The sequence below is a fragment of the Larkinella bovis genome (assembly GCF_042655385.1).
GTDB classification, from domain to species: Bacteria; Bacteroidota; Bacteroidia; order Cytophagales; family Spirosomataceae; genus Larkinella; species Larkinella bovis.
This window is the reverse complement of the sequence record NZ_JBHSMA010000013.1, coordinates 57,075-77,352: the sequence shown is the minus strand read 5'-3', so window position 1 is coordinate 77,352 and position 20,278 is coordinate 57,075. Positions and strand designations below refer to the sequence as shown.

At 53.5% G+C, this 20,278-nt stretch carries 16 protein-coding genes; 10 read left to right on the top strand and 6 right to left on the bottom strand.

Annotated elements, in window-relative coordinates:
• Positions 1-115 precede the first annotated feature (115 nt).
• Positions 116-1,201: a hypothetical protein gene (locus ACFPMF_RS24535; protein WP_379850106.1), complete on the top strand. Its 1,086-nt coding sequence runs from the start codon at positions 116-118 to the stop codon at positions 1,199-1,201.
• A 413-nt stretch (positions 1,202-1,614) separates the two neighbouring features.
• Positions 1,615-2,010 carry a response regulator gene (locus ACFPMF_RS24530; RefSeq protein WP_379850104.1) on the top strand — a complete coding sequence of 132 codons (396 nt, stop codon included), beginning with the start codon at positions 1,615-1,617 and terminating at the stop codon, positions 2,008-2,010.
• Positions 2,011-2,082: 72 nt separating this feature from the next.
• Here ACFPMF_RS24530 and ACFPMF_RS24525 read toward each other — a convergent pair whose 3' ends face one another.
• On the bottom strand, positions 2,083-5,187 hold the full coding sequence (locus ACFPMF_RS24525; RefSeq protein WP_379850102.1) for a PAS domain-containing sensor histidine kinase: 3,105 nt from the start codon (positions 5,185-5,187) through the stop codon (positions 2,083-2,085).
• Positions 5,188-5,493: 306 nt separating this feature from the next.
• Here ACFPMF_RS24525 and ACFPMF_RS24520 point away from each other — a divergent pair, with 306 nt between their 5' ends.
• The 4 genes from ACFPMF_RS24520 to ACFPMF_RS24505 all read left to right on the top strand — a co-directional run bounded on the left by ACFPMF_RS24520 (position 5,494) and on the right by ACFPMF_RS24505 (position 9,962).
• Positions 5,494-6,630 (top strand): putative sensor domain DACNV-containing protein, encoded by a 1,137-nt coding sequence (locus ACFPMF_RS24520; RefSeq protein ID WP_379850100.1) that lies wholly within the window; start codon positions 5,494-5,496, stop codon positions 6,628-6,630.
• Between the two features lie 178 nt (positions 6,631-6,808).
• On the top strand, positions 6,809-7,111 hold the full coding sequence (locus ACFPMF_RS24515; RefSeq protein ID WP_379850098.1) for a hypothetical protein: 303 nt from the start codon (positions 6,809-6,811) through the stop codon (positions 7,109-7,111).
• A gap of 339 nt (positions 7,112-7,450) precedes the next feature.
• Positions 7,451-8,794 carry a Gfo/Idh/MocA family protein gene (locus ACFPMF_RS24510; protein WP_379850096.1) on the top strand — a complete coding sequence of 448 codons (1,344 nt, stop codon included), beginning with the start codon at positions 7,451-7,453 and terminating at the stop codon, positions 8,792-8,794.
• Between the two features lie 142 nt (positions 8,795-8,936).
• Positions 8,937-9,962, top strand: a complete 1,026-nt coding sequence (locus ACFPMF_RS24505) for a dienelactone hydrolase family protein (protein WP_379850093.1) — start codon at positions 8,937-8,939, stop codon at positions 9,960-9,962.
• A gap of 20 nt (positions 9,963-9,982) precedes the next feature.
• Here the strand turns inward: ACFPMF_RS24505 and ACFPMF_RS24500 are convergent, their stop codons facing one another.
• Positions 9,983-10,441 (bottom strand): GNAT family N-acetyltransferase, encoded by a 459-nt coding sequence (locus ACFPMF_RS24500; protein ID WP_379850091.1) that lies wholly within the window; start codon positions 10,439-10,441, stop codon positions 9,983-9,985.
• Between the two features lie 361 nt (positions 10,442-10,802).
• Here ACFPMF_RS24500 and ACFPMF_RS24495 point away from each other — a divergent pair, with 361 nt between their 5' ends.
• The 3 genes from ACFPMF_RS24495 to ACFPMF_RS24485 all read left to right on the top strand — a co-directional run bounded on the left by ACFPMF_RS24495 (position 10,803) and on the right by ACFPMF_RS24485 (position 14,243).
• Positions 10,803-11,552, top strand: coding sequence for an ABC transporter ATP-binding protein (locus tag ACFPMF_RS24495; RefSeq protein WP_379850089.1), 750 nt, complete (start codon positions 10,803-10,805; stop codon positions 11,550-11,552).
• Between the two features lie 11 nt (positions 11,553-11,563).
• Positions 11,564-12,622 (top strand): hypothetical protein, encoded by a 1,059-nt coding sequence (locus ACFPMF_RS24490; RefSeq protein WP_379850087.1) that lies wholly within the window; start codon positions 11,564-11,566, stop codon positions 12,620-12,622.
• A 247-nt stretch (positions 12,623-12,869) separates the two neighbouring features.
• Entirely contained in the window at positions 12,870-14,243 is a 1,374-nt protein-coding gene (locus tag ACFPMF_RS24485) for a DUF418 domain-containing protein (protein WP_379850085.1), read from the top strand.
• Between the two features lies 1 nt (position 14,244).
• Here ACFPMF_RS24485 and lolA1 read toward each other — a convergent pair whose 3' ends face one another.
• The 4 genes from lolA1 to cysM form a co-directional block, all read right to left on the bottom strand.
• Positions 14,245-14,874 (bottom strand): outer membrane lipoprotein periplasmic chaperone LolA1, encoded by a 630-nt coding sequence (gene lolA1 / locus ACFPMF_RS24480; protein ID WP_379850083.1) that lies wholly within the window; start codon positions 14,872-14,874, stop codon positions 14,245-14,247.
• 191 nt (positions 14,875-15,065) lie between these two features.
• Positions 15,066-17,546 carry an FtsK/SpoIIIE family DNA translocase gene (locus tag ACFPMF_RS24475; RefSeq protein WP_379850081.1) on the bottom strand — a complete coding sequence of 827 codons (2,481 nt, stop codon included), beginning with the start codon at positions 17,544-17,546 and terminating at the stop codon, positions 15,066-15,068.
• A gap of 16 nt (positions 17,547-17,562) precedes the next feature.
• Entirely contained in the window at positions 17,563-18,606 is a 1,044-nt protein-coding gene (locus ACFPMF_RS24470; protein ID WP_379850079.1) for a quinone-dependent dihydroorotate dehydrogenase, read from the bottom strand.
• A gap of 119 nt (positions 18,607-18,725) precedes the next feature.
• Positions 18,726-19,601, bottom strand: a complete 876-nt coding sequence (gene cysM / locus ACFPMF_RS24465) for a cysteine synthase CysM (protein WP_379850077.1) — start codon at positions 19,599-19,601, stop codon at positions 18,726-18,728.
• 225 nt (positions 19,602-19,826) lie between these two features.
• Between cysM and ACFPMF_RS24460 the strand changes: the two genes are divergently transcribed.
• Positions 19,827-20,273 carry a LytR/AlgR family response regulator transcription factor gene (locus tag ACFPMF_RS24460; RefSeq protein WP_379850075.1) on the top strand — a complete coding sequence of 149 codons (447 nt, stop codon included), beginning with the start codon at positions 19,827-19,829 and terminating at the stop codon, positions 20,271-20,273.
• Positions 20,274-20,278 lie beyond the last annotated feature (5 nt).

The following is a 20,278-nucleotide window of genomic DNA, read 5'->3' as shown; positions in this document are numbered from 1 at the left end:
TGGGATTTATGGCCAAATAACCACTGGTTATCGGCGGTTTGGCGTCAGGTAGACAGTTCTGGTTGGTACGTCAGTATCGCCATGCCATCTTTGGGGAATATACAACCGTTCGATCATGTCTGGCTACTTCTTTTTTACCATCACCGCCTTATGCGGTATTGGCCTTTTCCTGCTTACGTCATCCAAACCCTCGATGGCGGGCGACAATGCGATGGGATACGGGCTCGGACTGGCCTTTCTGGGGGCCGGTTTTGCCTTCAGCAGTTTCGCCCTGACGATCACCATCCTGACAAAAGAGGGCTTTCGCTGGGTTGCAAACGATGCGGGTATCCGCACAGCAACTGTTTTGCTGGCCTGGCTGGGGATTGCGGCTGCCACGTTTTTCTGCGCGGTTTTCAAGGTGGAATGGAATAGCGACGACGACAATACCTACCCGTCGTTTCTGCATACCTTAGCGCTGTGGCAGGGGCAGGTGTGGATCCCCCTGTTATGGCTGGTGGCCTGCTTTCTGTCGCTTCGTGCGCCGGGGCCGGGTAGTCTGTCGCCGGTGGTACGGAACGTCACCTTTTTCGCCGGATTGATCGTCAGCGTGGTCTACACGGGCGGCCTGCTCCTGGGCTACCTTAGGGATTCGGCGCGGCAGGCCGAGCTCGAAAGGGCGAGCCGGCAGACGCAGGAAGATCGCTTTCGCCAGGAAACGCTGGCGTTTCTGGCGAGCCAGCGTCCGGACGATCCGATTCTCCCCCTACTGGTACACACCAACCGGTTTCAGACCGAAGAGGTCCGTCAGGCGGCTCTCGCTAAAATCAAAGCCCATGCAGACTGGGAAAACGAACTGCTGGCCCTGCTGAAAGACCAGCGGACGTATCGGGAGGTCTATTATTTCCTCGATGGCAATCCGGTGCCGCATCCCGACCGGTTTACAACTCCGCTTAACGAAAGCATAGACTGGTTGTCTGCGAGCATTGAAGCCGATATAAAAAACAGCAATAACCTGCAAAGCTGGAGTTTTGACTCCTACGGAATCGATCGGCTGCTCCGGACTATCGACGCCCAGTTCGGGCATCAGGGTGTTGATTTTTACCCCCAGGTGCTCCGGCTTAAGCAGGCCCTGCATACGACTCCGCCCGAGCGCTTCAAAGGCGTAGCGTTTGATGCCGCCGATGGGGTAGAAGCCTGGTTACGAAGCCATAAAAAATAACCCGGAGTCCCGGGCGGTTCTGGCAGATTAATGACCGATTAAAATGGGTTATTGGTCGATTAATTGGCCCCATTGATCGATTGGTTAAAGTGCGAAACCGAATCGGTTGTACATTCAGAATTCATAAAAACGAATAGGGACATTCCCGGCAGCCTCTGCCGGGTTTTGTTTTAAGAGGGGGCCGGAAACCGCCGGGATGCCGCTCCCGGCGGCCCGCTTGCGATAGGGTTGATGCCCCTGTTTCGGTTCAATAACGTCTTCTAGCGGAGGAATTTACGAATAAAGCGAGGCAATAACGCCTGAAATCCAGAACAAACGGCCCCAAAACCGGTTAACAGAAGGAAAGTTTTCACCGTCCTGGTAAAGTGAGAAATGGCACCTGCTTACGGATGCAGGCCCTTTATGAGATTCTTATGAAGCCACTTATATTGGTTGTAGACGACGATGAGGATGATTTGTGGATCATGCAGAAAGCCATGTTGCAGATTGGCGGAAGTTGCCAGCTCAATCCATTTAATGACGGTACCAGTCTGATTACCTACCTGGATCGTTCGAACGTTGTGCCTCACCTGTTTCTGATTGATTTCCACCTGCCCCGGATGAATGGCCGGGAACTGACGGAGTTGATCCGGTCGAAAGGGCCTTTTAAAACCACGCCGGTGGCCTGGATGAGTTCCGAGATTGATCCCAGTTGGGAAACACACTGCCAAAGCCTGCAGGTTTCCTGGTGCTGGACCAAACCGACGAATTATACCGACTGGCAAACGTTCATGCGGCAGCTCTGTATCATTCTCATTAATAGGTCATAATGCGGTTTACAGTTGGCTGCCTATGCAGGCGGCAGCCAACTGTAAACCGAGTACCGTAAACCCAAAACCGTATCAAACCGGCAGGTAGATTTTGAACGTACTGCCTTGTCCCGGCTGACTGTGGGCGGTGATGGCACCGCCGTGATTCTCCGCAACCCGTTGGCAGATGGCGAGCCCTACCCCCGTGCCGCTATACGCCGATTTGCCGTGCAGTCGCTGAAAAACCTCGAAAATGCGCCCGGCATACTTCTGGTCAAAACCGATGCCGTTGTCGATGACACTGATCTGGTGGAAAAAAGAAGCCTGCCGGCTGGTGCGAACCGAGGGAGAAAGCTCGCTGGCCGGAAGCTTTTGGTAAGCAATCTGAATCCGGGGCTGCGTGTCCGATCGGCGGAACTTAATGGCGTTCGAAAGCAAATTCTGGAAAAGCTGGCCCAACTGCGAAGCGTCCCCTTTTACGGTGGGTAACGGATCGGCCTGAATGGTGGCCTCCGACTGGGTAATCTGCAGTTCCAGCGTTTCCAGGACCTTCGTTACAATGTCATTCAGGGCCACGACGTTGGCTGCCTGCTGACGGGTCGAAATCCGGGAGTAGGCCAGCAGATCCCGGATCAATTCCGACATGCGTCCGGCGGCTACCTGCATCCGGCTAATGAGGTCGAGGCCATTTTCACCCAGTGTTTCAGCGTATTGATTTTGTAGCAGGCTGCCGAACGACTGAATTTTGCGCAACGGTTCCTGCAAGTCGTGGGACGCTACGTAGGCAAACCGGGTCAGGTTTTCGTTCGAGCGCAGCAAATCCTGGTTGGATTCGTTCAACTCCCGGGTGCGGGTCTGCACCTGGCTTTCCAGATCAGCAGCAATCCGCTTTTGCTCGTGAATGTCCGTGGCCGTTCCAACCCAGATCGTGATGGCCCCCGTTGCGTCACGAACGGGGAGCGCCCGGTTGAGGTGCCAGCGATACATGCCGTCGGAGCCGCGCCGGTACCGGTTTTCGACCATAAAGATGTCGCCGGATTGGAGGACCTTCTGGAACGTGTCCAGCGTGTGGGCTAAATCGTCGGGGTGGACAATCTGCTGCCAGCCCCACCCTTTGGTCTGTTCAAAATTGAGTCCGGTATAATCGTACCACCGCTGGTTGTAAAACGTAACCTCGCCTTCGGGCGTATTGGTCCAGGTCATGGGCGAAATGGCCTCCATCAGCGAACGAAACCGCAGTTCGCTCGCTTCGATTTTCCGGCGGGCTTGCACCTGTTCGGTAACATCGATGGCCACATCCAGAATGGCGTATACGTTCCCGTCGGCGTTCCGCAGCGGTTTATACGTGAAGTTGAAATAGTACGTTCCCGGCACGCCATCGACCACCAGCTCGGCTTCCGACTCCTGCGAAGAATATTCGATTCCCGTGCGGTATACTTCGTCCAGAATGGTCAGGAAAGGCTGCCCAACCAGTTCGGGCACCGCTTCCCGCAGCGGTTTTCCCTTGACCGTATCGCCTTTTCCCCAGAATTGCAGCATCTTCTCGTTGGACAGTTCGACCACCATATCAGGACCGGTGAAGAGCGACATGGCGGCCGGGGCTTCCTCGATCAGGTTTCGAAACCGCTCTTCGCTTCCTTTCAGGGCCATCTGGGCTTGTACCTGCGAAGTTACTTCGGTTGCCAGAATCATGATGTCCGTAATCTGTTCGCTGTCGCCCCGCACCGGTGCGTACACGAAGTTGAAATACGCGTCTTCCAACTGATCGTTCCGGCGCAAACGGACCAGCACTTCAAAGCCGTAATAAGGCTCACCGGTTTCGTAAACGGGTTTCAGTAATTCCCAAAAACCCTGGCCCTTGATTTCGGGCAGAGCTTCCAGGATGGGCTGGCCAAGAAGGACGCTATCTTTTCCCCACAGGTCGAGCATGGCCTGGTTGGCGGTTTCGACCACCAGTTTGTCCCCACTCAGAATAGCGATGGCCACCGGGGCCTGGACGATCATGTTCCGAAACCGCTCGTCGGCGTTTTTAAGCGCCTGGTCAAGCTCTTTTTGCTGCGTAATGTCGATCAGAATGCCGGAAAAGGAAACCGGTTTTCCGGCGGTATTGTACAGGTATTGAGCCAGCACCTTGATCCAGTGAACCTCCTGATTCGTCCAGATAAACCGGGCTTCGAAACTCAGGATGCCGGTGTGCTGGGCCGCTTCATAAGCCCGGTTGCGGATGCCCTGATCCTGCGGGTGTAAATGGCGGAGCAACTCTTCACGCGTCAGGTTGGGGCGGCTTTCCCCCGTCAGAATCCGGGCAACCAGGGGCGAGGAAATGACTTCGTTGGTTTCCAGGTTGACCGAAAACCAGCCCGCGCCTGACCCTTCCAGCGCCAGGCGGGCCAGTTGTTCGGACAAAGCGGTTTTTTCGCTTGCCAGCACCTCCGCGGTGTTATCCTGGGCGACACCGGAAAACCGGTATACCTGCCCATTTTCACGGAAATGTGCCTGGCCCATAAAACGGACCCAGCGCAGTTGGCCATCATCGGCACCAATGGTGCGAAAGCTCACATCGTAATTACGGCCCGTGTCCGGACTCAGCGCCCGTTGCATGACTTCGTTGACCCGCTCCCGATCGTCGGGATGAATGCGAGCCATGACCTGGTCATACGTCAGGGAGCTGGGGGTAGTCAGGCCGAAAAGCGCCCGGCAGCGGTCGTCCCAATGGACGATGTTCTGGAGCGGATCAAAATCCCAGGTGCCTAACTGGGCGGATTGAAGGGCAATGCGCAACCGTTCTTCGCTCTCGTCGCGGGCGCGCTGAAGGGTCACGCGTTCGGTGATATCCTGCATCGAACCGATCATCAGAACCGCTTTTCCGTCGCGGTGCAGAATGTATCCCCGGTCGTATACGGTGGCATAGGAACCGTCGGCCCGTCGAAACCGGTATTGGTCCGACCAGTTTTCTCCGCCCTGATCGATGACGCCCTGAATGCCGTTTAAAACCCGATCTTTTTCGTCGGGATGCAGATAGTCATACCAGGACTCCGGCCCGGTTTTCTCCGGTGGAGCAGGGTGTCCGAATAAATGCGTATACCCTTCGTTCCACCAGACAGTGTTTGCTTCCAGATTCCAGTTCCAAACGGCATCCCGGGTCGCCTTCGTCAGCAGTTCAAACAATTCATTGGCCGTTCCTGAATCTGTGTTCACTAGTTTTTGTACTCTTTTTTTTTAGGTATAACTCTAAAAATAACAAACTGGACATTAAAAACAAGGAAAAATTAGTTTACAGGACAGGGGGAACGGTTTACGGTTTATGATATCCGGTTTTAGGGATCTGGTGGACAGGTTGATAATTATAGATCTGTAAATCAATGCTTTGCTGGTTGTTTACGGTTTTTGCTATACATTGAAAACCGTGCACCGAAAGCTCTGTAGTGCAAACCTGTCCATCCGGATGGAACTTAAAGCGGGGCGACTCGCCTTTTTCTTACAAATTGAAAGCTCTTCGCGAATATGCAGGTTGCAGCGACATACCAGGCCGCCCGGGCGGTGGCCCAAACCATTGAATCTTATTTTGCACACCATTTTGCCACGGCAACGCTCAACGGCGATTCTGAAACCGGGCATCAGCCCCATGAGCCCATCATCGAGGCTGTCATCGACACGGCCTTCTGGGCCAGTCTCCGGCACGAAGAGGGCGTTTCACCGAACGTTTCGCTGGCCCTTTTACCACCGGATCAGGCCGGGCAGCCGCTGCTGTTTGGCCACCGCTTGAAGTTTACGCCCACCACCCTGACCAAACTGGCACCTGCCGTCGAACGACCCGGTATTCACCTCGGTGTCTGGTACGACGAGAATGGCCTGTATATCTGGGGCACCACGCGGGAGATTCCCGGCAACTGTTTTGTGCTGGAAGTGATCGAACCGGGGTTGCTGGTTGTCAAACACCGGCGGCTGGAAGGCTTTGGCAAGTTTGTCAACGTCGCCATTCTGAAGGGCGATCAGATCAAAATTGTGGATGAAGGCACGGCCAATACGCCCGATTGCCCGTTTGTGCTTACGTCCATGCTGGGGTTCACGCTGCCGTCGTTCTGGAACGAATCCATGAATATTCTGGTGCAGCTGGCGGTATCCATGCGGGCGCACGGCCGGGGCGGTCTGTTGCTGGTTGTTCCGTCGAGCAGCCAGGCCTGGCGCGAATCCATTATTCAGCCGATGTCGTATCCGGTAGTGCCGGTTTTTTCGCACCTGTCGGACCTGGTGCAACAGGAAACCGGCGAAGCGAGTAGTTGGCGCGGGGCCGTCAGTCTGGCCGTCGAAGCCATTGCGGGGCTGACGGCGGTGGATGGCGCGACCATCCTCAACGACCGGTATGAAGTGCTGGCTTTCGGGGCCAAAATTGGCCGTTCGGCCAGCAGCGAGCGCGTCGAACAGGTCATTATTACCGAACCCATCATCGGCAACGAAGCTGCGGTGGTGCATCCGGCCCAAACCGGCGGAACGCGGCATCTATCGGCCGCCCAGTTTGTGTTCGACCAGCGGGATGCCGTGGCGCTGGTGGCGTCGCAGGATGGGCGGTTTACCATTTTTACCTGGTCTCACAGTTATGAGATGGTGCACGCACACCGCGTAGATGCATTGTTACTATAATTAAAAGGGCATAAAATGCAGTAAATCTTACCGATAACTAAACTTATTTACCAATTTGGAATATGAAATACTTGTTTTTCATATTTCTATGTATTTTGGTAAAACCTTTATTATCCGCACAATGACGTACCAGCCTAAGCCAAATCGGTATTACCTTATTCATGGCGAGCCTGTCTTAGTGACTGAACAACTGTTAAAGGCTCTTCAACCGCCGAACCGTCCCCAACCGATTAAACTGACAAAACCGTGGGTAACGGCCTTCGGTTTCTGGCCCGACCCGTCGGCCAATTCCTGGATTTTCGAAGATTCCCGGTTGGTGCCAGGCATGAATTGCTGGCTTTGTGTGCAAACGCGCCGGTATCTGCAATATGTGCACGAGTTACAGGATTTGTTTGAAGAAGAATATCCGTATACCACGTTACAACTGCAGGTCGAACCTTCCAAAATCTATCTGCCCACCGTTCGCCATCAACTGGTATAAGGGCCCTAAAGGGGAGATGGACTGACTGAATGCCCCCGATTGGCTTCCGGTTGCCGCTGAAAAACCGCCTTATACTCCTTATTTTTAAGCATTTTCTCTGTCCTTCTTTTTTTCTACCACCGGGTATCCAATCCGTAGATTGGGTATTGGGCCACGACCTAGTGGCTTCTCCTTCCAGCCGATTTGGGTAAAAACCGGGAATGCTCCGGGAAAAGCGGTTTTCAATCAGTATTTTTTGGGACTAATCTGCTTATTTTCACTGAAGCCAGTCACGGTTTCGGTTCTGGGCACAGGACCGAGGGCTGTCGGCATCTGAAATCTTTACGCAATCTAGTTTCAATGGAAAATTCCAGAAGAGAGTTTATTAAAAAAGCCGCCCTGGGAACCACCGGCGTTATGGTTGGCGGATTAGCCACGGGCATGTCAGCAAAAAGCTACGCTAAAATAATCGGAGCCAACGAACGGCTGAATGTGGCAATTGCCGGGCTGGGTCGTCGGTTAGGGGCTTTTTATGATCCCATTTCGAGGAAAGACAGCAATGTAGAACTGGTGTATCTCTGCGATGTCATGCAGAAACAGCGCGAAGAAGGGCTGAAGAAATTCTCGAAATTTATCGATTATAAACCCAAGCTGGAAAACGACATCCGGAAGGTCATCGCCGACAAGAACGTCGATGTGCTGATCAACGCGACGCCCGACCACTGGCACGCGCCGGGCACCTGGCTGGCCGTTCAGGGCGGCAAACACGTGTATGTGGAAAAACCGTGCAGCCAAAACCCCCGCGAAGGCGAGATTCTGGTCGAAATCCAGAAGAAATCCGGCAAGATCATCCAGATGGGGAATCAGCAACGTTCGGCGCTGGAATCGATCGACGTGATCAGCCAGATTCATAACGGCGCCATCGGTACGCCCTACAAAGCCGTTGCTTTTTATACGGCGTCGCGGGGCGAAGTGCCCATCGCCAAGAAAGCGCCCGTTCCTGCCGGACTGGATTGGGAACTGTTTCAGGGACCGGCCCCCCGCATGCCGTATATGCACGACACCTGGGACTACAACTGGCACTGGTACGGCTGGAACTTCGGAACTGCCGAGGCTGGTAATAACGCAACCCACGAACTGGATGTCGCCCGCTGGGCTTTACAGGTCGAATTTCCGGAGCAGGTGACGGTCGAAGCCGCCAAACGACATTTCCTGGACGACGGCTGGACGATGTACGATACGATGGATGCGACCTTCCGGTTTCCGGGGAACAAGATCATCAAATGGGACGGCAAGAGCCGGAGCGGCCACAAAACCTATGGCAGCGACCGGGGCACCATCATTTACGGCAGCAACGGCAGTGTATATGTCGATCGGGACGGCTATCAGCTTTTCAGCCGCGAAGGCAAACTGCTGAAAGACAGCAAATCGAAAGGTTCGGAAGCCGGGACGGCGCTGGGCGGTGGGGGCGATATGACCACCCGCCACGTGGTCAACTTCTTCAACGCCATTCGGGGGAAAGAAAAACAAAATTCGACCATCGACGACGGGGCTAAAAGTACACTGCTCTGCCATTTGGCCAACATTGCCTACCGGACCAACAAATCGCTGGAAATCGACTCGAAAAATGGTCACATTCGCGACAAGGCTGCCATGAAACTGTGGGGGCGCGAATACGAAAAAGGCTGGGAACCACCGGTCTGATCGGCGAATGGAATACGGTTTTCCCGTTGGTGCGGGTGTTTGGCCCGCACCAACGGGAAACGTTTTAAGTAAACTACACTGGGGTTGATCCACAAAACCGGATACGTTTTGGCCACCGATGAGACACAATCGACGGAGTTTCATGAAGAAGCAATTAATGGGCGGTTTGGGCGCTCTGGCGGCCGCCGGTACGGATCCCATGCCTGAGGTTGCCAGAATATCAACCCATTCGGAACGGTTTTCGCCCGAAGCTTTACGGAAACAGTACCAAACCTGCCTGGGCGGACCCTTCCCGAAACCCAGTCCGTTGCATCCACAGCTTCGGGAAACCATCCGCAGGGACGGCTACCGGATTGAGTCACTGACGTACGAAGTCGAACCCGACGACCGCGTTCCGGCCTTCTTGCTGATCCCGGATTCGGTGACGGCCCAGCGCCCGGCGCCCGCCATTGCGGTCTGGCACCAGCACAACGGCGAGTACCATCTGGGGAAGTCCGAACCCGCCGGTTTGGCCGGAAATCCCATGCACCATACCGCCGTCGCGCTGGTTCGGGAAGGATACGTGGTGTTGTGCCCGGATGCGCTCTGTTTTGAAGAACGGCAGGACCCGACCGGAAAGCTGAAAAAAGGCGATTATGAGCGGTTTGAGTTTCTGCGGCAGGTGGTGCGGGGACGCAGCCTGGCCTGGAAAAATATACTGGAAATGCGCCGGGCGGTCGATTACCTGAGTTCACGGCCGGAAGTCATCGCCAGTCGGATTGGCTGTTACGGCCATTCGATGGGCTCGACCCACACCTGGCTGGTGGGGCCGCTCGAACCCCGCCTGAAATGCCTGGTGGGTAACTGTTGCCTGCCGTCGTACGACGCGATCGAGCACGAACATCTGCTCCATTGTTTCCCCAATTTCGTGCCGGGCTGGAAGCAATTTGGCGATACGCCGGACATTGCCGCCCTGATTGCTCCGCGCGTTTTGCACCTCAATTTTGGAGAACAGGATACGGGTTCGCCCATTGATTTTGTACGATCCGGCATCGACCGCATCGCGGAAGCCTACCGGAAAGCGGGGGCTGCCGGGAATTTCACTTCCTTTATTGAACCGGGAAAGGGGCACGTACTCTCCGACGCGATGTGGGAGCGGGTCAAGGCGGTTTTTGCCCAACACCTGTAGGCTACCCGGTTTTTCGACGGTTATTTCAACTGCAACTTCATGCCTTCGTGCGAGGCCGAAAAACCGAGGGACTCGTAAAACCGCCGGGCTTCGGGCCGCTCCTTGTCGGTGGTCAGTTGAATCAGGTGGGCCCCTTTGGAACGGGCCCGGTCGATGGCATACAGAAAGAACTGCCGCCCGATGCCTTTGTTGCGGTAGGTCGATTTAACGCGCACCGCTTCGATCTGCGCCCGGATCCCGCCCTGGTACGTCAGGTATTGAATGAACGTCAGTTGAAACGTTCCGACGATTTCGCCGTTTAAAACCGCAACGGTCAGTTCCTGATGCGGATCGGCAGCAATGATTTTAAAGGCCTGCCCATACGAATCCGGCAGAGGGACGTGGAATTTTTCGCGCCGGGCTCCCAGTTTATCATCGGCCAGCATCTGGACAATGTCAATCAGGTCGGCTTCGGTCGCCAGTCGGTAAGTGATTTCCATCGGTATTGAACGAAACGTAATCAAGCGATTACCCGGCCAAAAGTAGGGCGAATATCGGGGAAGATCAAACGGGGGTTCAATTCCTGGCTTTATTCATCCTCCTTACGGCGGGCACCCGTTGTCTGAGAGTGATAGAAGAACCGTCGGTTTTTGTAGCCGACTTTTTTGTTTGTAGCCTTCACGATACTGCTTTGCCAATACAGTTTACCTAATCGACCGTTTGCTCAATGATCTGCGGTTTTTTAGAAAATGGATCGTGACTTTCCCTCGAGAGCTTCGTCTGACAACTGAATCCTAAAAGTTTCAACTTGTTAATCGGCAAGTACGCCAGCGTACTTGCCACGGTTCGTGAAGCAAACCCATGGAACTTATCATCAAAGAACTTAGCAAATCCTACCAGGGCCAGTGCGTACTTGATTCGATCAACCTGGCGTTTCGGGGGGGCGATGTGGTTGGGCTGGTCGGTAAAAACGGAGCCGGCAAAACCACCTTCCTGAATTGCCTGATCGATTTAGTGAAGCCGGATGCCGGCGATTTGATTTTTAACGGCGAACGGCTCACCGGTGACCGGTTGGCGTTGAAACGCACGTTGGGCGTGTTATCCGATGTTCTTCCACCCGTTCCGGAGTTTTCCGGTTTCGATTATTTGCGTTTTGTCGGAATCCTACACGGGGTGGAGGAGACCACCTTTCAGAAACGATCGCAGGAACTGACGGCGTTTTTCTTTGATGATACGGGGGCACTCACAAAAAAGATCAGTACTTACTCGACGGGTATGATCAAAAAAATTGGTCTGTGCGGAGCGCTGCTAACCGTTCCTTCTATTTTGCTGCTGGACGAACCTTTCGCCGGTCTCGATCCGCTGTCAGTCAATCAACTCATTTCCTTTTTGAAGAATTACCAACGCGCAGATCGACTCGTGATCATCGCTTCGCATGATCTGAATTATATTCAGGAAGTGGCAACCCGCCTTGTCGTTCTGGATGAGGCCGTGATCAAATTCGACGGGGGGTTGAGTGAGTTTACGGCCAATGGGACCAAGCTCATTAACGATGCCTTATTTGATATTCTGGCCCCCAAAACGAAAACAATGGCCTTCGATTGGCTCTAATCCGTATGACCATGCTCCGCATCTTACGCTTCGCACTCCATCGGCGCTTTACGACCTATTTTAAAGATACCAAATCGGTTCTGGGGTTGATCGGAAGGATCACCTATCTTTTGGTCATGCTGCTGTACGCAGCCGGTACGGGTTGGCTCATCGATTTGGTGGATACGGCGGATAGGTTATCCTTTGATTCTGGCACGCTCATGGCTAGCCTGAATGTCGTGCTGTGTGCCTTCTGTGTCCTGGTTGAATTTTTTCCCTCGTATACGCAGCGCTCGGACTTAGTATCGGCGGTTTTTCCGGTTCGTTTTGTACATCGCTGGACGATCAACGTCCTGTATGATTCGCTCACCTTTACGTTTACGGGTGCGTGTCTTGCTTTTTTCATCATCGACGGTTTTTCGACCCGCTATACCACTGCGCACCTGATTGCGTCGCTGCTGATGCTGGCCAACACCGCCCTTTTTGTACAGTCGTTCAAAGCGTTTATGGAACAATCCCATCGACGGCAGGGCATATTGCTGGTGGGATGGGCGATTTTAAATGCCGCGCTTGTCTGGGGGAGTGTGCAGTTCTATGCGCAGAACCGGGTGCTGGTGGCGGTTTTGGGACTCGGACTGATCAGCCAGACCAGCCTATTAATGCTGGTCGACCACACTGTGGCGGAACCATCTGAATCGACGGTTAGCATTCGTCGTAAACTTTCGGTTTTGAGCCGCTTATCACCGGTTTATACGGTTTTTATACGTAATGCGAAGGCCCGGAATGCCTTCATCCTCGGCATGGTACTAAAGACAGTATTTCTGATGCTTCAAGGTCGCCTATTCGCGGAAAATATATTTATGTCCGACTATATCCAGAAACTATACAGTACGCCTTTGATCCTGTTTACGTATGTGGCCAATAACCTCTGGATCCTGACCATCCTGGCATCGAACTACCTGCTAACGGAGGTCTTGCTTGCGGTAAGTGCGATAGGGAGTAGCTGGTATTTCGCGTATCGAAGCGTCCCTGAAAATTCAACGATTACCAAACATCGGTTGTACCATAACCTATTTGTAAAAGCGGAGTAAAGCAGGAGTACGCTGTTCACCAGAACGAGACATCCCTAATGAAACGGTAGAACCCGCGCTCCCAACCGCATTAGCCGACGTATTTGCCATCATCACCGAATCGCTCTCGTCGGGATGGCTGTTCCACATTGTACTGTTTCACGCTAATCGGGTATAAAACCGGATCCTAAAATCACCCGGTCTGCGATTGGTGCGGGATCAAATTGTTCGCTATTTTCAGGAAGAAAACCGCCAATCTCGCTGATGTATGAATGCCTTGCCCGTTGCTGCTTCCTCCGACGCCCTGCGCCCCGTGGCCCGCGCCGAACGGATTCAATCCATTGATGTCATTCGCGGGGTCGCGTTGCTGGGCATCCTGATGATGAACATCCCGTATTTCGGGTTGCCGGAAGGAATGCTGAACACGCTGAAATTCGACCATGCGGGCGATACCAATTTTGTCACCCACCAGATCATCGATATTGCGTTTTCCGGCAAAATGCGCGCCTTGTTCTCCATGCTTTTCGGAGCGGGCGTCATTCTGTTAACAACCCGTAAGGAACATTCGGCCGGTTTGTCGGTGGCGGATATTTATTACCGCCGGATTCTGTGGATGATTCTGTTTGGCGTGCTGGACGCTTACGTGCTGCTCTGGACGGGCGATATTCTGTATGCCTACGGAATTTGTGGCCTGTTTCTGTTTCCGTTTCGGAAGCTGGCGCCGCGCTACCTGATCCTGGCGAGCCTGGTTTGTTTCGGTTTTCTGATGGTCAAGAGTACCTGGCGGTTTCTGGAAATGAAGCAGAAACGCGAAGCGTATCAGCAGGTGGTTGCGCTGGAGAAACAGAAGAAGAAGCTGACCGATGAACAGAAAGCCGATAAAGAGGCCTGGGAAGGCATTGTCAAAAATACGAAACCGGATCAGAAAAAGATTGATGAGGAAATTCGGAAAGTACGCTCCGGGTACGTGGGGGCCTGGACCTACTACCAACCCGTCAACAACGAAATCCAGTCGCGGGTGATGTACAATTCTTATTTCTGGGATGCTGGCGGGATGATGCTGTTAGGGATGGCGCTCTTTAAACTCGGGGTTTTCACCGGGCGACTCCGGCGACGCACGTACCTGGGACTGGTGCTGGTCGGGTACGGAATCGGGTTGCCGCTCGGCTGGCTGGCGCACCAACGAATGCTGGAAGCGCACGTAAATTTTGCGCAATACGTGGATACCTATAGTTTCAGTCTGGCCCGCACCACCTACGATATCCGCCGGGTGGTGGTGGCCCTGGGGCATGTCGGACTCATCATGCTCGTCTATCAATCGGGCTGGTTGCGTTGGCTGACGACCGCCCTGGGAGCCGTGGGGCAGATGGCGTTCACCAATTACGTCATGCAAACGCTCATCTGCACTTTCATTTTCTTCGGGTATGGTTTGGGCTATTTCGCCAAACTGACCTATTATGAACTCTACTACGTCGTTGCCGGGGTCTGGGTTTTTCAGTTGGCCCTCAGCCCGGTATGGTTACGGTATTTTTATTTCGGACCGCTGGAATGGGCCTGGCGTTCGCTGACATACTGGAAGCGGCAAGCGTTCCGCATTCCGAAAGCCCGGTCCGAACCGAGTATTTCGGCTGCACAGGCTTAGTTTACCGCAGATCCACCACTTCAACGCCGGGGTATTTCGACTTGTCGAATACAAAATAACTGTCGGCCACGGCGACATTTGGCGTGAATTTGTCGATGGTATACGTGGTTAACTTGCCGGTTTTGTCGGTGAGTTTCCAGCCTTTCACGGACTTATCGGCTTTGTTGACCGAGATTTGAACTTTGGTAATCTGGGTATTTTTCTTTTCCGGCGTCAGTTCCACCACTTCGACAGCCTGGCCGCCCTGTTTCTGTTCACCGATGTATTTGTAATTATACCCCTGTTTGTAAATGGAGTAAATTTTTGTCGGGTTAAAGTCCCCGGCGGCTCCGGCATCGTAATCCTGCACGTTCACTTCGTTCGTTTCCTTGATGTAGGTCGACATCGTTTTGCCGTCCGTAAAGACCTCCTGGCCCGCCAGTTTCAACCGAAAAGCGGCTTTTTTTACCGTCAGATCGCCTTTATATGTACCGCCTTCTCCGGCGTAACTGAAGAGGGCTTTATAGGAATTCAACGTCTGGTATTTCTTGCTCATCGCGTCGAGCACTTCCGACGCTTTTTTATCTTTTTGTGCCAGCGATGGGAAGCTTATTCCCACAATAAATGCCCATAACAAGGCTACTTTTCTCATGTGTTTTCGTCTTTTAGGTAATCTTGGGTCAATGGCTGAAACCGCCCGCAAAGTTGCTGACCGTTTCGTAGGTAGACAAGATTTATGGGAAAAAGTTTAACGAGATGGAGGAACGGCAGCGGGAGAGGAAGAAAGGAAGGAGCGCATGAAAGGAAACCGGTTCGTCGGATCCGCCTTTCATGCGCTCGTCTTTAATTCATGTTTTTCAGCATTTCTTCCAGAGCGTTCATGTCCTGAATGAGAACTTCGCGGGCTTTGCTCCCCTCGAAAGCACCCACAATTCCGGCGGCTTCGAGTTGGTCGATGAGTCTCCCGGCCCGATTGTAACCCAGTTTCAGGCGACGCTGGATGAGGGACGTACTGCCCTGCTGGTGGTTGACGACCAGGCGCGCGGCTTCGTCGAACATCGGGTCGCGGTTTTCAAGATCAACTTCGCGCTCCTCGCTGCTCCCTGAATCGTCACCGGCAAATTCCGGCAGGGAATAGGCGGAGTCGTAACCGCGCTGGTTGCCCACAAATTCACAGATTTCCTCGATTTCGTTCGTATCGACAAACGGACATTGCAGGCGGGTAATATCGGAGTTGGAGGAGAACAGCATATCCCCCATGCCAACCAGTTGTTCGGCTCCCCCCGTATCCAGAATGGTTCGGGAGTCGATTTTGGATGTTACCTTGAACGACAGCCGCGCCGGGAAGTTCGCCTTGATCAAACCGGTGATGACATTGACGGAAGGCCGCTGCGTGGCTACCACGAGGTGAATGCCGATGGCCCGCGCCAGCTGTGCCAGCCGCGCAATGGGCTGCTCGACTTCCTTGCCCGCGGTCATCATCAGGTCGGCCAGCTCGTCAATAACCAGCACGATGTACGGCAAAAACCGGTGGCCTTTTTCGGGGTTCAGCCGGCGCTGGATAAACTTCGCATTGTATTCTTTCAGGTTCCGGCATTGCGCGTCTTTCAACAGGTTATACCGGTTATCCATCTCGATACACAGTGAATTCAGGGTATTGACCACTTTTTTCGTATCGGTGATGATCGGTTCGTCGCTGTCGGGCAATTGGGCCAGAAAATGCCGTTCAAGTTTGTTGAACAGCGTCAATTCGACCTTTTTGGGATCAACTAGAATCAGTTTGAGCTGCGACGGGTGTTTTTTGTAGATCAGTGAGGTCAACAACACGTTCAAACCCACGGATTTTCCCTGCCCGGTGGCCCCGGCCATCAACAAGTGCGGCATTTTGGCGAGGTCGGCCACGAAAATCTCGTTGGAAATGGTTTTGCCCATGACCACCGGCAACTCGAAATTGGATTTGGCAAATTTCTCCGTGCTGATCACCGAGCGCATGGCCACCATTTCCCGGTTTTTGTTCGGGACTTCAATACCGATGGTGCCTTTGCCCGGCATCGGCGCGATGATCCGAATGCCGAGGGCGGCCAAACTCAGCGCAATATCGTCTTCCAGACTCTTGATTTTCGAAATCCGAACGCCCGCCGACGGGATGATTTCGTACAGCGTGACGGTTGGCCCGATGGTGGCCTTGATGCTGTCGATGGTAATGCCGTAATTCTGGAGCGTATCGACAATCCGGTCTTTATTCGCTTCCAGTTCTTCCGCCGAAACCTGGGCTTTCTGATTCTCAGGGTATTCGGTCAGCAGGTCGATGGTCGGAAACTGGTATTTGGGCAGATCCAGTGTCGGATCATATAACCCGTGCAACAGCAGCGCATTTTCATCGACTTCATCGGTCGGACCGGCATACGGCTCGGCCACGGGTTCCGATGGTTCCGCGACGGGTTCATCCGGTGTTGTGTCGGCGATGGTAAAGGTAAGCGGTTTTTTAACCGACGGACTGGCGTTGTTGACCCGTTCCGGTTTAGGTTCGGTTTCGGCCGCTGGTACATCGGCCACCGGCGGTTTTTCCGGTTTGTACGCTCCGTTCATTTTGGGCTTGACATCGATGAAATCATCGACATCGTCTTCCTCATCCTCCTCTTCAGAAATATCGTCTTCCGCAGTCTCCCGGGTTGAAACCGGTCGTTTGGGCAACGAAACCGAAGGGAATCTGGTAATTCCGTAGAAAAAGATAAGAAAAACAAACAGCGCAAAACCGGTGATGGCAATACCGCCCCAGCCGATCAGGTTGTAGAGCCAGACGTTAATTTCATACCCCAAGCCACCGCACCAGACGCTGCCTGTTCCGACGGAATCGGTTGCCAGCACAATGTAACCGGCCAGGGAACTGAACCAGGCCATGTAAAACAACGTCGCTTTCGTCGTACGGCCCAGCGGTAGCAATTCCCGGTTGAAAACGAGCTTGCAGCCCGTCAGAAACAGGATCAGCGGTATGCCCAGGGCCGCAATACCGAACCAGCGGAAGATGAACACATGCGCAATGAAGGCGCCCAGAATGCCCAGAAAATTGCGCATTTCGTTGCCCGACTCGCGCAGGGATGAATCCGTTACCTGGCTTAGCACGCTTTGGTCGTCCTGACCGGTCAGCAGGTAGGAACTAAAAGCCACCGTCAGACCGATGGCCAGCAGGATCAGCAACCCGCCAAAAGCCAGCTTCGACCGCTGGTCGGCTTGCCAGGTAGGCCATTTCATCGAAACCGTCGCAGGGCGTGCTTTCGCCCGCTCGTTCCGAATGGTGTTTTGTCGGTTGATGGGTTGTGTCATTTTCGTTTCAACTGCCTTAAACTACCTCTTCTGCCACTACTTTGCAAATCTCTTTAGCTAACGTCGGGCCTTCGTAAATAAAACCCGTGTAGACCTGCACCAAACTGGCGCCGGCCCGCAGTTTCTCGAGCGCATCCGCAGCTGTTGCGATGCCTCCTACGCCGATCACCGGGAACGCGTGATTCGACTTCTGACAAAGATAACGAATGACTTCCGTCGAACGGTGTCTCAGCGGAGCGCCACTGACACCACCCGCGCCGATTTTTTCGACGGTCTGGGCGTCGGTTTGCAGCCCGTCGCGGCTGATGGTGGTGTTCGTCGCAATGATCCCGGCAATGCGGGTGGTCGCGACGATTTCAATAATGTCGTCCAGTTGGCTATCGGTCAGATCGGGGGCAATCTTGAGCAAAATGGGCTTCGAAACCGGTTTTCGGCGGTTTTCGTCCTGCAACCGCTGCAGCAACGCCATGAGCGGTTCTTTTTCCTGCAAGGCCCGCAGGCCCGGCGTATTCGGCGAACTGACGTTGACCACGAAATAATCGACAGCATCGAACAAATCGTGAAAACAGGCGAGGTAATCGTCCAGCGCGTTTTCGTTCGGCGTTGTTTTGTTCTTCCCAATGTTGCCGCCAATGATCAGCTTCGGCCCGGATTTCCGGTTGCGCAAACGCTCCGCGGCCGCTTTGGCGCCCTCGTTGTTGAACCCCATGCGGTTGATGAGTCCTTTGTCGGCTTTCAACCGGAAAAGCCGGGGCCGGTCGTTGCCGGGCTGGGGGCGGGGCGTGACGGTCCCGATTTCGATGAAGCCAAAACCCAGGCAGGCCAATTCATCGACCCATTCGGCGTTTTTGTCAAAACCGGCGGCCAGCCCAACGGGATTGGGAAAGGAAATTCCAAACACTTCGCGCTTCAGTCTCGGATCGTCGAAGGTGAACAATTGACGGGCCAGCCACCGAAAACCGGGAATGGAAAGCGAAATTTTCAGGAGTGAAGTAACAAAGTGGTGGATTTTTTCGGCATCAAAGCGAAAGAGGAGAGGAAGAACAACGCGCTTGTACATAACACAAATGTACAGAACAGCAGGGATGCGGTGCAAGCCGTCGGATGGATAATTGCCCCCGGGAGCCACTATATTCGTCACCGGCCCCGCATCCCTGCTCATGGCGAAAAGATTGTCGCTTAATTACCAAATAGATCAGACGACAGATACCGATCACCCCGATCGCAGATGATGCAGACGACAACGCCCTCCTGCAGTTCTTCGATCAACTTCAGGGCGGCAAAAACCGCCCCTCCGCTGCTCATGCCCGCAAAGATGCCCTCCTCGCGGGCGAGCCGGCGGGTCATGTTGGTGGCCTCCTCCTGTGACATCTCGATGACCCGGTCGACGCGGCTGGGCTCGAAGATTTTGGGAAGGTATTCCTGGGGCCATTTCCGGATACCGGGGATTTGCGAACCCTCGGCCGGCTGGCAGCCAATGACCTGAATCGCCGGATTCTGTTCCTTCAAAAACCGGGATGTTCCCATGATGGTACCGGTGGTTCCCATAGCGGAAACAAAATGAGTAATTTTACTCTGAGTATCTTGCCAGATTTCGGGGCCGGTCGTCCGGTAATGTGCTAAGTAATTGTCGGGGTTGGCAAACTGATTAAGTAGAAAATAACCGCCTTTAGTGGCCTTTTCTTCGGCATAATCGCGGGCGCTTTCCATGGTTTCCTGAAGGATTACCGTTGCGCCAAAGGCCTGCATGGTCAGGATGCGTTCGCGGGTCGAATTAGTAGGTAGAACTAACTCAATTTCAACGTTATAAAGCCGGGCAATCATAGCCAGGGCAATGCCTGTATTTCCGCTGGTGGCTTCGATTAATTTCATTCCGGGTTTCAGATCTCCCCGATCGATCGCTCCCTTGATCATATTATAGGCCGGGCGGTCTTTTACACTTCCACCGGGGTTGTGCCCTTCCATCTTGCCGTACAGTTTGACGTGGGGATTGGAATTCAGGTGTTTTAGTTCAACTAACGGGGTATTTCCAACAAAATCTAAGAGAGTAGCCATGAATTGATAAAGAAAGGTTCTATCCGAACTGAACACCGAGCCGCATTTCAAAGTTGCAGCCTTTTTAAATGTTACTGAATCTACTGTTTAAGGTAAATCAAGCAAATATTTATGCGTAAAGTGAATTTTTTTTTGCGGTTTGATGGTAAATTGTTGAAAAAATGTTGGTTTTGTCGCCCAATATAAACCACATTTGCATGGTTTTACTTTTCAATGGCTACGTATATGAAATTACAACTTCATTCGACTCCCCGGACGAGCTATTCTGAGTACCAATTGCAAGCCGTAACCCGCCATCTGAATTTGCCCGATATCGTTCTCCCGTTCTGGGGCCAGCGCAAGCGCATTCCGGCCTACCGGATTACCTGGCTCGAAGGCAAAGGAAATTATACGGTGGTTCATTTCAGCGATGGTTCGGAGATGATTGTGTCGTTGACGTTGAAAAAACTGGAAGCGCGTCTGTCGTCCGAAATCTTCGTGCGGCCCCACAAAAAATGCATCATTAATCTTCTCTACCTTCAGGAAATCCGCCCCGGTAAAACCACAACCCTCTGTCTGACAAATGGCTGCGAAGTTGAAGTTTCCCGCCGGAAAACGACGCAATTTATGCAACTGGTGGTGGCTTTCCAGCAGGAATTTCTGCCGCTGACGGCCTATTATGCCATTGCCTGACGAAC

Bases quoted from the DNA above. Each gene is read 5' to 3' on its own strand.
- ACFPMF_RS24535 (WP_379850106.1), top strand. From the start codon at position 116: ATGTCTGGCTACTTCTTTTTTACCATCACCGCCTTATGCGGTATTGGC.
- ACFPMF_RS24530 (WP_379850104.1), top strand. From the start codon at position 1,615: ATGAAGCCACTTATATTGGTTGTAGACGACGATGAGGATGATTTGTGG.
- ACFPMF_RS24520 (WP_379850100.1), top strand. From the start codon at position 5,494: ATGCAGGTTGCAGCGACATACCAGGCCGCCCGGGCGGTGGCCCAAACC.
- ACFPMF_RS24510 (WP_379850096.1), top strand. From the start codon at position 7,451: ATGGAAAATTCCAGAAGAGAGTTTATTAAAAAAGCCGCCCTGGGAACC.
- ACFPMF_RS24505 (WP_379850093.1), top strand. From the start codon at position 8,937: ATGAAGAAGCAATTAATGGGCGGTTTGGGCGCTCTGGCGGCCGCCGGT.
- ACFPMF_RS24500 (WP_379850091.1), bottom strand. From the start codon at position 10,441: ATGGAAATCACTTACCGACTGGCGACCGAAGCCGACCTGATTGACATT.
- ACFPMF_RS24495 (WP_379850089.1), top strand. From the start codon at position 10,803: ATGGAACTTATCATCAAAGAACTTAGCAAATCCTACCAGGGCCAGTGC.
- ACFPMF_RS24490 (WP_379850087.1), top strand. From the start codon at position 11,564: ATGCTCCGCATCTTACGCTTCGCACTCCATCGGCGCTTTACGACCTAT.
- ACFPMF_RS24485 (WP_379850085.1), top strand. From the start codon at position 12,870: ATGAATGCCTTGCCCGTTGCTGCTTCCTCCGACGCCCTGCGCCCCGTG.
- lolA1 (WP_379850083.1), bottom strand. From the start codon at position 14,874: ATGAGAAAAGTAGCCTTGTTATGGGCATTTATTGTGGGAATAAGCTTC.
- ACFPMF_RS24475 (WP_379850081.1), bottom strand. From the start codon at position 17,546: ATGACACAACCCATCAACCGACAAAACACCATTCGGAACGAGCGGGCG.
- ACFPMF_RS24470 (WP_379850079.1), bottom strand. From the start codon at position 18,606: ATGTACAAGCGCGTTGTTCTTCCTCTCCTCTTTCGCTTTGATGCCGAA.
- cysM (WP_379850077.1), bottom strand. From the start codon at position 19,601: ATGGCTACTCTCTTAGATTTTGTTGGAAATACCCCGTTAGTTGAACTA.
- ACFPMF_RS24460 (WP_379850075.1), top strand. From the start codon at position 19,827: ATGAAATTACAACTTCATTCGACTCCCCGGACGAGCTATTCTGAGTAC.